The organism is Nocardia sp. 852002-51101_SCH5132738, assembly GCF_001665695.1.
Classification (GTDB): Bacteria; Actinomycetota; Actinomycetes; order Mycobacteriales; family Mycobacteriaceae; genus Nocardia; species Nocardia nova.
On sequence record NZ_LZML01000145.1, the window covers coordinates 245562 to 261266 of the forward strand.

Sequence of the window (15705 nt, forward strand, 5' to 3'; positions counted from 1 at the left end):
TCGAAACGCGACCGGCCGGCCCGGAATCGGGCCGGCCGGTCGGTCGGAAAAGCTCTGAACGAAGTACCGAGCTCCCTCGGGGGAGTGCCCGTCAGCTCAGACCGGTCACTTCCTGGGCGATCGCGGCGAGCCGCGTCTGAGCGGCCGAGACGACGCCGTGGCGGTTCTTGTGGGCTTCCTCGTAGGCGACGATCGCGCGGATGTCGGCCGGCTCGGTGAGCTCCTTCACCGCGGCGACGGCTTGGGACACGTTCAACTCGTCGTAGTCGCCGACCGGGAGCTCGCTAGGTTCGAGAACACCCGTGGTGGCGCGGATCGAATGCAGCGCATCGGCGGCCGCACCGGCGCCTTCGTGGCGCGTGACCTGCTCGGCGGTTTCGAGCGCGGCATCGCGCGAGGCCGACAGCGTCTTGACGGCGACATCACCGGCGTGGGCTCCCCGCGCGAGCAGCTCGCCGAGCGCCGGCGGGGTGGTGCGAACGGAGTCCAGCGCGCGATCCAGGCCGCGAGCCGACCACGTGACGGGCAGGTTGAACAGTTTCACCGCGGTCCCCGTCGCCGCCTGAAGAACGGTGCGGCGCAACGCGGCCGGTCCGCCGAGGGCGTCCTCGGCCAGGACGGTGGTCAGCCATTCCACGGTGGCCGAATGCGCGGTGATCAGGCGGTCGGCCAACGTCACGACCTCGCGCTGCCCCGCGGCGGTCGCCAGGGCCTTGATGTAGCGGGCGCGGTCGAGCAGCTGGTGCTCCAGCGCCAGGTCGCCGAGCAGCGCCTCGTCGAACGGCTGAGCCTGTTCGGCCATCGCCTTGATGGCAGCGACCGCGCGGCCGAGGAACGGGCCGACCACCTCGGGCACACTGCCCAGATCGCGGATGGCCGCCTCGATGGCCTCGGCGCGGGCGCGGCCCTTGTCGGCGTTCTCGGAAAGCTCCCGGCGAACCGCCTCGGTCCGGGCCTGAGCGATCCGGGTCTCGGCCACCTGGATCTCGGTGTTGGTCAAGGTCAGCACAGCTCGCAGCTGGGCCAGCAGGGTGGAGGTATCGGGAGTGCTCATGCGAATCTCGTCCTTCGGCGTATAGACGGCATCAGGTCGGGGCGCAACGTTGCACCATATCTGCGACTACCCGCCATAACCGACGATTAACATGTTCGGCGCTGACGCGATCGCGGCAGCGGGCAGTCGTGGATCGGCCGAGCGGTCCTGATGCGGTCAACCGAGATAGGTCGATTCGAGCACGAGATCCTTGAGCACCTTCTGGTATTCGGCGTGCGTCCGATGCTCTCGGGTTGTCCACCGGGTGCCCTCGTGGCGGCGCATGAACGCTCGATACTCCGGGGCGCCCGGGTATTTCACGTTGTCCGCCACCACGACCGAGCCGGGACGCAGCCACTCCTGATCCATGATCCGGCGGAGATCGGGAAGATATTCGTCCTTCTCGTGGTCGAGGAAGGCGAAATCCAATGTGCCGGGGGAGAACTGGTGCTCATTACCCAGCGCGCCGAGCGTCTTCCCGTCGTCGCCGAGGGTGCCGACGATGACGACGATCCGCTCGCCGACGCCCGCGTGATCCCAGATCTGCCGCGCGACAGCGGCATTCGCCGCGTTGAACTCGATCGAGTACAGCACGGCATCGGCCGGCATGACCCGCGCGATGCGCAATGCGCTATACCCGCAATAGGTTCCGAGCTCCAGCAGGCGCCGCGGCCGCGCGGCGGCGACGGCCCGGTCGAGGATCCGGCCCTTCTCGTCACCGATGTTGATCAGGTAACTCTTGGTATAGCAGAACTCGTCGATCGCCCGGATGACGTCGTCGATGTCGCCTTTTCGCGCATGCGCGCACACATAGTCCGCCAGCGCCTGTTCCCGGCCGTCGCCGACCTGCCAGGTGGCGCCCATATGCCGGAGGCCGAACAGAAACCGCACATACGACCATCGCAGGAACATCACCGGTTTGCCCACGCTCTCGTTGGCGGCGATCGCCAGGGCGACCGCCGCGACGGCGGCCAGGGCCAACCGCGGGAGACGGAGACCGAACACAGCCGGCCGGCGGGCGGCCAGCAGAATCGACGAAGCAACCGACACCGCGGCGGCCACGATCGCAGTGGAATGCTTGCTCATCTGTTCTTCCCTTCGCCGTGCCGATGCAGTTCGGCCTCCAGGATCGGCCCGATGACCGCGAGGGCCTCGGGGTTGGTCATCTGGGCATGGGTGACGTCGACGCGGTGTTGCGTGATCTGCCCGGATACGAAGGGCCGCCACATCTCGCCGGTCAGCTCGCCGGTGATCCCTTCGGTCGCCGAGAAATACAGCAGATCGCCGTCGTAGCGTGCGGGCCGGTAGCTCGTGGACATGGCGACACTGTCGACATATCCCTGGTGGAGGCGTTCGAGCTGCTCACGGCTCAACCCGCGACCGGGACCGGGACTGTCGGCGAGCACGTCCACAGCTTCGTCCAGGGTGAGTGGCCGCGTGTCCGGGGTGGCCGACTCGTTGCCCTGCAGGTGGGTGACCAGATCACGGACGGTGGGCGGTTCCGGCTGGGGCGCACCCTCGTCGAAGGCCACGCTGTCGAACATCACGAGCAGTCCCACGGCGTGCCCCCGGGCGCGCAGCCGGACGGCGAGCGCGTGCGCGAGTTGCCCGCCCAGCGACCAGCCGAGCAGGTGGTAGGGGCCCTCCGGCTGGACGCGCGTGAGTTCGCGCAGATACACCTCGGCGAGCTCGTCGACGGTGTGGTACCTGCGCGACCCCCCGGAGACGGCCGGAGACTGCAGACCGTAGACGGGCCGGTCGGTGACGTACCGCAGCAGACCCGAGTAGCACCACGAGAGCGGAACGGCGGAATGCAGGCAGATCAGCGGAGTCCCGGAACCGCTGCCACGCAACGGAAGAACCGGCTCCAGCGCCGAACCGCCGACCGCCACATCGCTGTTCCCGCCGGCCGCCGTGGCCTCGATGGCGGCGGCCAAGGTGTGCACCGTCGGGGTGAACAGCGAGGAAATCGTCACCGTCGTGCCGGTCCGCTCCGACAGTTGCCGGCACAGCTCGACGCCCAGCAACGAGTTGCCGCCAAGTTCGAAGAAGTTGTCGTCCAAGCCGACCCGAGATTGCCCGGTGACCTCGGCGATGGTCTCCGCGACCGTGCGCTCGATCGGCGATGTCGGCGCGCAGAATGCCGGACGCGGCAACGTCTGCGGATCCGGCAACGCGGATCGATCGGTCTTGCCGCTGCTCGGATTGATCGGTATCTCGGGCAGCGGCACCAGCATCGCCGGAATCATGCCGGGCGGCAGCACGGTGCGTAGCCGCGCCAGGACGGCGGTGCGGTCGAAGTGCTCCTTCGCGGCCGCCGTGGGGACGACATAGCCGATCAGCCGATCGCCGAGCGCCTCGGACGTCCACACCCGCACCACGGCCTGATCGACCGTCTCGTCCGCGGCCAGTGCGCGCTCCACCTCGGACGGCTCGATGCGCTGCCCCCGCAGCGAGATTTGAACATCGCCACGGCCGAGGTACTCGAGCGTGCCGTCGGGTTGTTCCCGGACCATGTCACCCGTGCGATACATCCGAGTTCCGGGCTCTCCGTAAGGATTTGCCACGAAACTCTGCGCGGTGATTCCGGGCCGCCCGAGATACCCGCGCGCCAAGGCGTCCCCGGCGAGATACAGTTCGCCGCGGGCGCCGCGTGGCGCCGGGCGCAGCCGGGCGTCCAGTACCGGAGTCTGCACGCCGGGCAGTCCGCGGCCGATCGTGATGAGCGCGTTCGGATCGAGCGGTTCGGTTTGGGTCACCACGACGGTGGCCTCGGTGGGGCCATAGGAGTTGAACATCGGGAGCCGGCCCGCCCAGCGTTCGGCCAATGCCGGCGGGCATTTGTCACCGCCCACGGTGACGGTCCGCAGCGCCGGCAATCGGTCCGGGTCGAGCGTCGCCAGAATGGCCGGTGTAACCACCAGATGGGTGACGCCCTCGTCCTCCATCACCTGCGAAAGCCGCTGTCCCGCAATGATGTCCGGCGCGAGTGCCACCAGCTTCGCTCCGGGCGTGAACGCGGAGAGATATTCGAGCATCGACGCATCGCAGAACGGTGAATGTGCCTGCAACACCACCGAATCGCTGCCGATGCGGTTACGGGTGCGCAGATCGTCGGCCAATGTCGCCAGACCTTCGTGGGTGCTCAGCACTCCCTTGGGTTCACCGGTCGATCCGGAGGTGTAGATCAGATAGGCCGGGTGGGCGGCCCGCAGCGGTCGTATCCGATCCGCGTCGGTCACCGCGGCGGTCGACCGGGCCGCGGCGGCACGGGTGAACTCGTCGCTGTCGAGCAACAGCCAATCGACCGCGGTGCTCTCCAGAGGCGTGCGCCACTCGGTGCGGGTGATGCCCAGCGCCGCACCGGAATCGGCGATCAGCTTCGACACGCGCGCCGGCGGATCGGCGGGATTGACCGGGAAGAACACCGCGCCGGCCCGGGCGACCGCCCACAGCGCCATGACCGATTCCACCGACCGGGACAACGCCACCGCGACAACGACTTCCGGCCCGGCTCCGTGCGCGATCAGCTCGCGCGCCCACTGCGCGGTCGTCTCGTCGAGTTCGCGATAGGTCACCGATCGGTCCGGCCCACTCAGTGCGATCCGTTCACCGGCATCGATTCCGCCGGAGAGCAACTCCGGCAGCAACCGCTGGTGCTGCCGCTGCTGCGGGGCGGCGATCGTGTGGGTACCGGCGACAGCCGCGAACACCTTCTCCGTAGCGTCGGCCCACAGGAATCGGGACAGGCACTCCATGAACTGCTGCCGATACCCCTCCACTTCGTCTGCCCGATACAGCTCCGGGTTGGCGTGGAAGTCGACGACGAACGGCTCGTCGCCGAAGCGGTAGCAGCTGATCGCCATATCCTCCACCGGGCCGGCCGAAAGCAGTTGCGTCCGACCGCGAACGGCGCCGAAGTCGATGCTGTCGGGCAGGCTGAGAACGTTGATCAGCGGGCCGTAGCCGTGGCGACCGGCCCGGCCCACGCCGTGGTCACGGAGCAGGTCTTCGTGCCGGTACAACTGGTGGCGCAGCGCGCCGATCATGTTCAGGCGCACCAGGCGGACGAGGTCGCCCACCGTGCTCTCGGCCACGCCCCGCACTCGCAACGGCACCACGTTGGAGACCATCCCGGCCGACTGCCGCAGCGCTCCCGTGGTGCGACCGGCGACGGGCAGCGACACCGTGACATCGGTATCACCGGTCATCTGCGCGAGAAAGGCGGTCACCGCCGCGACCAGCACCTCGGCCACCCCCGTGCCGTACCGCCGCGCTGCGGCGTCGAGCCGTGCCATGACCTCCGCATCGACAATCGCATGCGCGATATGAGGGTGTGCCGAGGGCGCCGCGTACCGCTCGCTGAGGCGCGTTACGTGATCGAGGCCGGCCAGCTCCTTGCCCCAGTACTCGCGGTCGGCGGCGAACCGGGACGAGGACCGGTACCGCTGCTCGGCCGCCACGATCTCGGTCAGTGACACCGCCCGGCACGGTGCGGGGGGCCGTCCTTCGGTTGCGGCGGAATGTAATTCGGCCGTTCGCTGCAACACCCGAGCGGCGCCGAAACCGTCGACGGCGATGTGGTGGCTGCGCGCATAACAGCGATAACGGCCGGGGCCGAGAGTGAACAGCACCGTCTTCGTGACGTCGTCGCCGGTCAGGTCGATGCCCCGATGATGATCCCGGCTCATCCACTCGTCGGCGGCGCGTTCGGGATCGGGGTGATCACTCAGATCTATGCAGTCGAATCCGGCGTCCAGCTCGTGGTCGAGGTATTGGCGCGGTCGGCCCCCGACGACGGCGAATCGCACATGCGGCGACTGCAATTCGCGCGCGGCGCGGCGGGCGCACTGCTGGAGCAGGCCCAGATCGAGTTCGCCCTGCACATCGGTGTATTGGGAGATGGAGAACGGAACCGAGGGATGTAATTGCTGGGCCAGCCACAGTTCCGACTGCGCTACCGACAATTCGAAGAAGTCCGCGTCCGGAGCCACGCCGTCGTGACGACGCGTGGTACTCGAGAGGTCTACCACCGCAATTCCTTAAATCTCGACGGCGAGGATATCGACGAAAGTGTTTGTGCGAGAAGGCGACATCACGATCCGACCCGCGTCCGGAGAAAGCCCTCTACTTCCGCCGTCATCCGGTCGACCGAATCGGCGACGAAGAGGAGGGGCTGGCAAATGCTGTCGTCGATATCGCTGGTGAGTATGTCCTCGACCCGGAACTCTCGCAGATCCGCATGCACGAAGGACTCCATCTCCGTGACCGAGGACAGAATCGCGGCTCCGTACGCGCGCGGATGACCCTTTTCGGCGACCACGCCGACCTCCAGTGTGAACCAGAACAATCGCGCGATCGCGGCCCGCTCCTCGTCGGAGGTGGCGCGGTTGGCGGCGCGGCCGAAGCAGCGATACAGTTCCGCGAATTCCGGATCGGCGAGTATCACCGCATGTCCGACCAATTCGTGGATGACATCGGGATCGGGCGAGAACGATTGTTCGGTCACCGGCCGCACGTCCGGGGTCGCGTGCAGGATGCCGTCGGCCATGGGGCCGTAGAACAGGCGTCCCGGCTGGCTTCCGATGGCCGGTGCGAGCTCGAAACCGGTCAGGGACCGAAGCGTGCGGGTAACCTCGCTCATCTGCGGTACCCGGTCGGCGGGCAGTTGAACGATGCGAGCGGCGGCACGATACTCCGCACATCCCAGTTCCTCGTGCATGGCCCGAAGCGTCGCGAAAACCCGTGACCAGAGCGCGTCTTCGTCGCTGCTGTAGACGAATTCGGGCAACGGCTGCCCGGGGCGGCATGCGCGGGCGACGCGCTCACGCTCGGAACGAACGTCGAGACCAACCGTCATCGCAATCAATCCTCTCCTCGAGTTGCCTAAAGTGCGCAGGTCATCACCACTCGGAATCGATCGGCGCTGACAATAGGTGCGTTCTGTGTGCGCGAGTACCCCCGGCTATTTCCTGCAAACAAATCGGCGAAGGCGGCGAGCATAAAGTAGAACGCGGCTTCCCGCAATACAGCTCGGGGAATATTGGGTGAAGATTCTTCGCCGTACGCGGACCTGCGCGAAAAGTGAAACGGGTTGTCCGGCAAGCGGAAGATTTCCTGCCCGATCTGTCGCTTTTCTCCCGAAATCTTCATGGCGCCTTCACCAATGTTCAGGCGCCGATCACGGCCGCGAACATCGGCCACGAATCGTGCACGACATTCACGTTCTGGTCGGCGAAGAACGTCGCCACGTCGGTGCGGTCGAGCCATCCCGACCCGGTTTCCCCGCCCTCGACGCCGTCGAGGAGATACAGCGTCGGGCGGGGCGCCGAGGTATCCGCCGGGCGCAGCACCCGTACGGGGACGGACCGGTCCATCGCCGGTGAGTACACGTTCAAGGCGGCCTGCGCGGCGACCGGCGACCGATCCACCGGATCGCCGCCGGCTGACGCGGCCCCCACGGTCGTCGCCGAGAGGAGCAGGACGAAGACCCCGGCGAGCCACCGTAAACCTCCCGCGGGCAGGTTCGGCATCGGCCCCTCCGCTCTTCTCGGGCGAACAACGGTGATCAGTCAAGCTACTACACGGCGAGCGGGGAACTCCCGGTTTGCCGCCACATTGCTGAGCGAGTCTTCTGTCGCTGAGGTCGGCGAATGCCGCGGCCAGGGTCAACGGGGTAGGGCCGGACACCTCAGCGGATCGACCCCGGTGAGGTCGGCGCAGGCGTCCCAGAGCTCGGCCGCGGTGTCGACGTCGGTCATATGGGCATGGGGTGTTTCGCGATGCGGTCGTCCACGAAGGCCGAAAACCCTCGGCCCCCACAGCTCACCACCGGTGATCTCGGCATCGAGGGTGGCTCGGACGATGCTCTCGGCGCCCGCGTGCTTGCCGTGCAGCACAACGCCGGCGGGCAGGCCGCGCAGGCGCTGGGCCGGAGGATGGACGAACAGCGGTGGTCGCGACGGGGTGAGCGAGTCCAGGGCGCCGCCGGGATGGGCGAGGATGCTCGCGGTGCCGGCCCCGCATGCCCGCAGCCGGCGATCCAATTCGAAACCGATCATCATCTGCGCCAGTTTCGATCGCCCGTAGGTGCGTTCGGGCCGGTAGTCGCGCTCCGACTGCAGATCGCCGAGATCCAGCCGCTCCGACCGCGCGGCGAAGCTGCCCACCGTGACCACCCGGCTCCGCGAGGCGGCTGTCAGCCTCGGCATCAGGTGTGCGACCAGCGCGAAATGGCCGAGATGATTTGTCGCGAACATCGCTTCGTGTCCCCGCGAGTTCACCCGGCGCTGCGGGGCCGACAGGAGTATTCCGGCGTTGAGTACGACCGCGTCCAAGCGCTCGACGCCGAGGGCGTCGACGGTCGCGGGCAGTGCGGACAGGTCCGCGAGGTCCAGCGGCACCGAGAGCGGTCGAGCGTGCGGAACGCGCCTCCGGATCGCCTTGATCGCGAGGCCGGCTTTGGCGGTGTCGCGGCACCCGAGCGCGACTGTGGCGCCCGCGGCGGCGAGTTGCTCCGCGACGAAGTATCCGATGCCCGCACTGGCGCCGGTGACCAGAATCGTCTTCCCCTCGGCTCGACAGCCGCTGTGCCATGTCATGCCGGCAACCCTGACATCGTGCTCTTGCACCGCCCTCACGTGCCACTGGCACGCGGGCGGATGTCGTGAACGGTAACCACCGGAAAGCTGACGGTCGGCGCGGGGGGATATATTCTCAGGTCGAAGGTTGTATTCGGGGGAATTGCAGGAAGAGATGCGGCGTGGAATTGCGCTCTTTACGAAAAGAATCTTGTGGGAATTAACTTTCCAGTCTGAATAATTAATTGCGGATAATGAAATTCTGGACGCGTTTTAATTGCGCGATTTCGACCATGGAAAGATGAGAAGAAGCTATATTTTAGAAACTCAGTGTTGCGGTCCGACATCCGGTCGTACCGTTGCTCGATATTTTCTGGAGTTAGTCATGAGATCGATCTCTTCCCTGGTTCGTGCCGGCGTTCTCGCTCCCGTGGCGGTCGCCACCGTCTTTTGTCTGGCGGCACCGGCGAATGCCGCCCCGGTCAGCGTGAACTGGAGCTGTAAGGGCACCATTCTCGGGATCGGCCAGACCTCGAGTATGACCACATCGGTCACCGGCACCGCGCCGAGTTCGGCGGCGTCGGGTTCGGCGGTGGCCATCACCCTCACGCCGGGTTCCTCGTCGGTGCCCAGTTCGGCGTCCGGCTTCACGGTGAACAACATCAGCAACTTGAAGATGACCTTCCCGACTCCCGCGAATTCGACACTGGTCTCGGCCACCGCCTCCGGGGGGACCGTGGCCGGCACCGTCACCACGTCGGGTGGGAATGTCGTTCTGACCGTGCCCGGTCCGATCGCCGGCGGTACCAGCTTCACACCGCCGGCGGTGACCATCAACGTCACCGCCGGTACTCCCGGCACGCCGATCACCAGCAAGTACGCGGGGACCAGCTACACGAATCCCGGTATGACCATGACGACCAACGTCGCCTTGGTCGGCAATGTGGCGACCTCGTGTTATCCGAATCCGTCCCCGACCCTCACCACCACATCTGTCAGCTGATTCCGCGGACAGGGGCCACGGCGTGACGGCCGGTGTCCGCGCCGGCGGCCGGTGGTGAACATGCCTGGACCGGGTTTGTGTCAGCAGCCCGGTCCAGGTTTCACCCGGGCGGGACGGGTGACTGCTGTTCCTCATAGTGGTTGCCCCGCTTCACGTTTGGGGTACGGGAAACCGTTGGACCGAATTCTGAAATGCACCGTATCGCATGGGTCGGTGTGTCGTACAGTGCATGTCCGACACTGCCCACGGTCGCTTCGCCGGCCGCGGCGGTGCCAGCTTTCGTGATGTTCGTCAGCCGCGGTTCGGCTGTCGTCCGAATCGATTGACAGGAGCACACATGCCCGCTTCAATCGCCCGGCGGCGATCCCGGAGAACAGCCGAACCCGCCCGACTCTCGGTCGAACTCAAAAGGGCCCTGGAGTTCTACCACGGAACCGTCGAGGACCTGGCCCGCGAATTGATCAGAGTGCTGGGTGTGAACGAAACCGACCGGCGTGCTTTGGAAATCGTGCTGGCCGACGACGAGAAGTCGACGACGCCGGGACTGCTGGCCGAACGGCTCGGCATCACGGCTGCCGGCGTCACGATCATGCTCAATCGGCTGGAGAAGCAGGGCTATATCGCCCGCTCGCTGCATCCGACCGATCGTCGTCGCGTGATAGTGATGGCCACCGAACTCGCGGCGTATCGCATACGAGAAATCGTCGTGCCGATGCTCGTCGAGAGTTACAAGATGTTGTCGAGCTGGTACGACTCGCACGAACTCGAAATAATCGCCGACTTTCTCACCCGCGCGGGTGAGCTGCAACAAATCCACCGGCAACGACTGCGCGACGTGGATCCCTACTCGAGGTCCTGAAACCCGGCCGCGAAGCCTCGAGGCCCCGCCCGTTCGGCGAGGCGACACCGTAATGCGCGCGTTTCGCTGTTCGCGGAACTGCCGAATTCGACGTCCGACGCTCGGGCGTGTTTTCGGTGTCGGAGGCGGTGTGCGCACCGTTTCCGGCGGTCGGCGCATCACAAGGAAGAAAGCGGTGGGCGGATGCGAACCGTCGACAACAGCGAACAGCGAGTGACAGCAACCGATATCGATGATGAGCCTCGGCGTCGAATTCCGCGGTCGGACGGACGATTCCGGCGGCAGGTCTCGCGCGCGGGAGTGGTCACCGCGTTGGTGACCACGGCGATCGGGATAACGCTCGTGGTGCGAGCGGATTCGGGCCCGCCGGCGCACGTGAACGAGGCGCAGTCGCACCTCGGCGAACCCGCCGTGCAGACTCTCGACTGCGGCGCTGTTCCCAGCGAAGCCGCCGCGGTGAACGCGAGCCCGATGTCCGACGCGTCGAGCGAAATCTCCGTACCGGGCGACGGCACGGGCAGTACCGACACCACCGCCGATTCCGGAATCGCGCCACCGGCCGCGGATCCCATCGATCCCGGTGCCGGCCAGGCCACCGTGACAGAATCCACGACGGCCACGACGACGGATACCTCGGCGCCGGCCTCGACTGCGGCCTCGGCCGGCGCGAGTTTCTCTGCCACGGCGAGCCTTTCGATCCAGATCTTGCCCGGCGTGCCGGATCCGGGCGCGGTCGTCTCACCACCGATATTCACGGCCCCTACGACTTCGGTGGAGACATCGACGGTGACGGTAACTGCCGATCCGAGGACGGCGACCACGACTGTGCCGGCCACGACGGTGCCGACCGCCACTCTGCCTTCCACGGGAGTGCCGGCCGCCACCCTGTCGACCACCACGACTACGGCACCGGCCGGCACCACGACGACGGCAGCCAGGGGCACGACAACCAAGTCCGCGACAGCATCCGCGAGTACCACGATCGCGGCGAGTTCGACGACTTCCACGTCGCCGGAGGTCGCCACGACACCCGGAGCGACCACATCGACAAGGCCCACAACGACCACGACGTCGGCGACGAAACCTCCGATGCCGACGAAGTCGGCGCGTCCGACGACTCCGTCGATCGCACATCCACCGGCCACATCACCGAAACCCGCAGCGGGATAGGTGATCACGCGATCGTGGGTGCGCTCGCTCGAGCATCGGCGGTTGTCGCCGGATCCTGCGCACCTAAGCCGGCGAATGGGCCTCCGGCTGCCAGTCGTACACGACCGTGGTGCGCAAAACGATGTCCTGCAGCGAATACCGGCGCGGATCGACCACCACCCAGAACAATCCGACCGCGAACATCACGCAGAACACCGCCCGCACCAAAGCCCGCGGCCATCCCACGAGTTCGCCGCCGCGGGTCACCACCCGCAGCCCCATCATCACGGCGCCGACGGTGCGACCACTCACGGCCCAGCATCCGGTGAGATACAGCACCGACACCACGATGAATATGCCTGTCGACATCACCGCACCGGCGTCCGGCCAGGTGAAATCCTGCGGTGAGAACAGCAGCCGAGCGAACGCCAGGCACAGGTAGATCGCGGCCATGATCGCCAGGACGACGGCGACGTCGACCCCCGATGCGATCGACCGCGTCACGATTCCGGCGGGACGGTGCGCAGGGGCACTCACTCCGCGCCCGATTCGGACGGTGCTCGCCGGAGCAACTTTCCGACGAACCCCGCGACGGCATCGTCCGCGTGCATCCCCTGGCTCCGGATGCCGAGAACTGCCTCCGCGGACATCGAGTCGGTGGATTCGCGGATGATCCGAGGTAGATCGACACCCTCGATCACGCTGTCGGCCAACCCGACCAGATCGACCCGCCCGATGATCTTGTCGACATCGATCCGTTCGGCCACCGCGTCGAGATCCACGTTGTCGACGACGAGCTCCGTGAGGTCGACAGCGCCGACCGCGGTCCGCACGATCCGGCCGACCACCGCACGCAGCACCCGTTCGGTGAGGTCGTCGACGGCCTCCAGGGTGTCCGCGCCCCGCTGTTCCAGCTCCGCGAGCACCGGCTCGACGCCCGGCACCCGCCGCGCGACGCCGAACCCGAAACCCAGCACGCGCCCAGCAGCTCCGCCGACCCTCGCGGCGGCTCCCGCCACCAGGTTCACCGGCCTCGACATCGGGGTGCCGTCCACATCACCATCAAACTCGCTCGATACCGGATAGGTATGCCTTTCGGGTTATTCGGTGTGCGGACGTCGGCCGAGCTCGGCCGACCGCGGGCGTGGTTCCCGCTGCCAGATCCGGCGGGACGTCGACAGCGTGTCGCTGCCCAGCCCCGGTGGGTTGGTCCAGATCCGGCGAATCCGTTCGGTGGTGTCGAAACGCGGCCATCCGGGGTCGCCGGTCGCCGCGAAGGCGATGAAGGCGTTGCGCATCGCAGCCGAGAGGCCGGCGAAGTCCGGGGGAATCTCCGGTCCGATGCTCGATGGCGGCTGGTCGATCAACTCACCACACTCGCCGACCCGCGCGACGCCGAATCGACTGTGCGCGAAGTACTTCGGAGCATGATCCCCGGAGCAGCCATCGCCGCCGCGGCCGAACCTCGACCCGACGACAGCTGGCGCATCCAGGTGATGGCCTGGCTCGCCGTGGTCAACCGAGCCGCGCGAAATCCGGAGATGTCGGCCCGCCTGTCCGCCGGCTCCGATCGACTCGCGGCCGCCATCGCGGCCGCCCTCCCCGCGACGGCAACCGGCCAATCGGGCGATGATGCGCTGCGCACCGCACGCGGACTCCTGTCCCTCGTCGAGGGCCTCCTCCTGCAACTGGCACGCGGGGACATAGACCCCGGCGAAGCCGCCACGGTGTGTGGTTATTGTGACGGCCATTGGCGTGCTGTGCTCGTTGTCGAGTTGTGGAAGCCGTCGAATGGGCGCGTGTGTGCGCAACGGAAACCCGGTCGGTGCAGGTGCCGGTGATCACTGCTCGTTGTGCGCGGCTATGCCGCGCTGCGTGATGAGTTCGTCGAGGATCGCCTGCACGGTTTGGGGGCCGCTGTAGTGGTAGCCCTGCACCAGCGAGAAGCCAAGGTCGGTGAGCACTGCCGCTTGGTGCGCGGTCTCGACCCCTTCGGCGATGACCTCCATGTCGAGCGCGGTGCTGAGCGCCTTGATCACCCCGAGCAGCGGTGGCGCGGGTGAGTCCGCGGTGATCGCCGCGACGAAGGACCGGTCCACCTTGAGGATGTCCGCTAGAATGGCCGCCAGCCTGCTCAACGATGAGTAACCGGCGCCGAAGTCGTCGATAGCGATGCGTACGCCGGCGTTCCGCAAGGCGCTCAGGTTGTCGATCGCGTTCGGTGACTCGGCCTCCAACTGCGTCTCGGTGACCTCGAGCACCAGCTGCCCAGCGTGCCAGCCGGTGCTGCGCAGAATACTCCGTACCCGATTGCCGTAATCGCTGTCGGCCAGCTCCAGACCGCTGACATTGACGTTCAGCGTGAGGTCGAGATCTGCGACAATTCTCCGCAGCGTGACTGCGTCCACACAGGCCCGGCGTAGTACGGCCTGGTCCAGGTCGGCAATCAAGTTGTACTCCTCCGCGGCGCGGATCACCTCGATCGTGCTGAGGCCAGGCTCGGTGGCCGAAGACCAGCGCAGCAACGCCTCCACACCGACCACCTTGTCGCCGAGCGGCAGGCTGACGATCGGTTGGTACCGGACTTCCAGGTTGTTGTCTTCCGCGATGGCCCGGCGCAGTTCCTCAGCCAGGGCAACGCGCTGCCGGGATTCCAGCCTGGTCTGGTTGGGACCTGCCTGCTTGGCCCGATACCGGCCCACATCGGCCCGGCTGACCAGCATCGACGCCGGTTCACGCGGCTGCCATGACGTGACGCCGGCGGAGCAGCCGGTAGTTGTCGCCGCGCGCATGCGGTCGGTGAGCCCGACCGCGGCCCGTTCGGTCGTGTCCGGCAGCAGCACCGCGAACAGGTCGCCACCGAGCCGGGCCAGCGTCTGTTCCGGCGTCAACAGCTCACTCCAGGTGTCGGCGACGTGCTGCAGCACCGCATCGCCCGTGGGCTGGTCGAGGTGGCCGTTGTCGTCAGTCTGGAAGCGGTCCAGGTCGGCCAACACCAGCGCGGGGCGTTGGCCGAGCCGCCCGGCCTTGGCGATCTCGGCGTTCAGCAACCGATCGAAACCGCGCCGATTGAGCAGGCCGGTGAGCACATCGATGTCGGCTTCTGCGGCTCTGCGGGCCACAATCGTGACCACCACACCGACCATCACGGTCACCCCGGCCGCGATCACCCCGGTCCACCATTGCAGGTGCTCGCGCGTGCCCAACACCGCCATGCAGCACACCACGGCGAACCCGATCTCCAGGCCGGTGACGTACGTGCTGAAGAAGAACGCGGCATCGCACGCAACGAACACGTATATCGACGACAGCGTGACCGCGGCGGTGTCGCCGGGGAGCCAATGAATGGCAATGGTGATCAGCACGGTCCCGAGCGATACCAAGATCGGGTGCGCACGCACCGGCATCCGCTCACCCACCAGATACACCAGGATGCCGGTGAGCACCGCGACCAGCGCTGCCCCGAACACGACCGCGCGACTACCCGGCCCGTCGCCTGTCAGTGCGGTCACCACGGCAGCGAGCAGTCCGCCGACGAAAAAGAAGGCCCCAGTAGTCCTGGACATAAGGCTCGCTGTTGCCACCACTGATGCCGCCCGCGCCCGAGTACGGGAACCACCCCGGGTTCCGACTCCTCGCATCTCTCCAGACTAGCCACACCATCAGGGTCGGAATACCCAGGTCGGAGCACTAGCCGAGCCTTAACCGGGTACGGCCGGATACGTATCGGGCAAGTGGCCGCCAGCAGAAAGTGCCAGCAGATCTAGTACCAACACCACGCAACGTGTTCGCGCAATGCCATACAGCGAAGCAGTCGCATGTCGATGACCTGCGGCTGCTTCGGTGGGTGGAGCTAAGGGGAATCGAACCCCTGACCTTCTCGATGCGAACGAGACGCGCTACCAACTGCGCCATAGCCCCGTGGCTCGTTTCCGGGCCAACGGAGGAGAACTTTAGCAGGTGGCGGCCGGAGATTCCGAATCGGCTGGTCGATGTGGGGAAATGCGGGGTCGTGGACGTAGCTGGTGATGCCGCCCTCCGGGAGAGCCTGGCCGAGTTTGCGCGGCGCGCGCAGATACAG

15 protein-coding genes and 1 tRNA gene are annotated in these 15705 nt (G+C 66.8%); 3 read left to right on the forward strand and 13 right to left on the reverse strand.

Annotated features, from left to right (window positions below; all coding sequences use genetic code 11):
- Nucleotides 1-91: 91 nt before the first annotated feature.
- From A5789_RS21320 to A5789_RS21345, 7 genes are all read right to left on the reverse strand, one after another.
- A complete protein-coding gene (locus tag A5789_RS21320; RefSeq protein WP_064901672.1) occupies nt 92-1054 on the reverse strand; it encodes a hypothetical protein in 963 nt (320 codons plus the stop codon).
- Between the two features lie 156 nt (nt 1055-1210).
- Nucleotides 1211-1945 (reverse strand): O-methyltransferase, encoded by a 735-nt coding sequence (locus A5789_RS21325; protein WP_064901681.1) that lies wholly within the window; start codon nt 1943-1945, stop codon nt 1211-1213.
- Between the two features lie 170 nt (nt 1946-2115).
- Nucleotides 2116-6066, reverse strand: a complete 3951-nt coding sequence (locus A5789_RS21330; RefSeq protein WP_064901673.1) for a non-ribosomal peptide synthetase — start codon at nt 6064-6066, stop codon at nt 2116-2118.
- Between the two features lie 62 nt (nt 6067-6128).
- The gene (locus A5789_RS21335; RefSeq protein WP_064901674.1) at nt 6129-6893 is read right to left on the reverse strand and encodes an amino acid hydroxylase; all 765 of its coding nucleotides are present in this window, start codon (nt 6891-6893) and stop codon (nt 6129-6131) included.
- 26 nt (nt 6894-6919) lie between these two features.
- The gene (locus A5789_RS36750; protein WP_146102175.1) at nt 6920-7237 is read right to left on the reverse strand and encodes a hypothetical protein; all 318 of its coding nucleotides are present in this window, start codon (nt 7235-7237) and stop codon (nt 6920-6922) included.
- The gene (locus tag A5789_RS35800; protein WP_064901675.1) at nt 7204-7566 is read right to left on the reverse strand and encodes a hypothetical protein; all 363 of its coding nucleotides are present in this window, start codon (nt 7564-7566) and stop codon (nt 7204-7206) included. The genes A5789_RS36750 and A5789_RS35800 overlap by 34 nt, the downstream gene beginning before the upstream one ends.
- 135 nt (nt 7567-7701) lie before the next feature.
- Entirely contained in the window at nt 7702-8634 is a 933-nt protein-coding gene (locus tag A5789_RS21345) for an SDR family NAD(P)-dependent oxidoreductase (RefSeq protein ID WP_064901676.1), read from the reverse strand.
- A 364-nt stretch (nt 8635-8998) separates the two neighbouring features.
- Here A5789_RS21345 and A5789_RS37985 point away from each other — a divergent pair, with 364 nt between their 5' ends.
- Entirely contained in the window at nt 8999-9616 is a 618-nt protein-coding gene (locus tag A5789_RS37985; RefSeq protein WP_227463022.1) for a hypothetical protein, read from the forward strand.
- Nucleotides 9617-9953: 337 nt separating this feature from the next.
- Nucleotides 9954-10475 carry a MarR family winged helix-turn-helix transcriptional regulator gene (locus A5789_RS21355; RefSeq protein WP_063009232.1) on the forward strand — a complete coding sequence of 174 codons (522 nt, stop codon included), beginning with the start codon at nt 9954-9956 and terminating at the stop codon, nt 10473-10475.
- Between the two features lie 158 nt (nt 10476-10633).
- On the opposite strand, the gene A5789_RS21360 is transcribed toward A5789_RS21355, so the two are convergent.
- The 4 genes from A5789_RS21360 to A5789_RS36755 are packed head-to-tail and all read right to left on the reverse strand — an operon-like array spanning nt 10634 to nt 12991.
- Nucleotides 10634-11653 carry a hypothetical protein gene (locus A5789_RS21360; protein ID WP_064901677.1) on the reverse strand — a complete coding sequence of 340 codons (1020 nt, stop codon included), beginning with the start codon at nt 11651-11653 and terminating at the stop codon, nt 10634-10636.
- Nucleotides 11654-11708: 55 nt separating this feature from the next.
- A complete protein-coding gene (locus A5789_RS21365) occupies nt 11709-12161 on the reverse strand; it encodes an RDD family protein (RefSeq protein WP_030515175.1) in 453 nt (150 codons plus the stop codon).
- A complete protein-coding gene (locus A5789_RS21370) occupies nt 12158-12679 on the reverse strand; it encodes a hypothetical protein (RefSeq protein ID WP_369817456.1) in 522 nt (173 codons plus the stop codon). Before A5789_RS21370 ends, A5789_RS21365 begins: the two co-directional genes overlap by 4 nt.
- A gap of 45 nt (nt 12680-12724) precedes the next feature.
- Complete coding sequence (locus A5789_RS36755) at nt 12725-12991, reverse strand: hypothetical protein (protein WP_064901678.1); 267 nt, start codon at nt 12989-12991, stop codon at nt 12725-12727.
- Nucleotides 12992-13120: 129 nt separating this feature from the next.
- On the opposite strand from A5789_RS36755, the gene A5789_RS38605 reads away from it, so the two are divergent.
- Nucleotides 13121-13465 (forward strand): TetR family transcriptional regulator C-terminal domain-containing protein, encoded by a 345-nt coding sequence (locus A5789_RS38605; protein WP_195063806.1) that lies wholly within the window; start codon nt 13121-13123, stop codon nt 13463-13465.
- Here A5789_RS38605 and A5789_RS21385 read toward each other — a convergent pair whose 3' ends face one another.
- The gene (locus tag A5789_RS21385) at nt 13466-15136 is read right to left on the reverse strand and encodes a bifunctional diguanylate cyclase/phosphodiesterase (RefSeq protein ID WP_231956657.1); all 1671 of its coding nucleotides are present in this window, start codon (nt 15134-15136) and stop codon (nt 13466-13468) included.
- A 336-nt stretch (nt 15137-15472) separates the two neighbouring features.
- Nucleotides 15473-15545, reverse strand: a tRNA-Ala gene (locus A5789_RS21390).
- Nucleotides 15546-15705 lie beyond the last annotated feature (160 nt).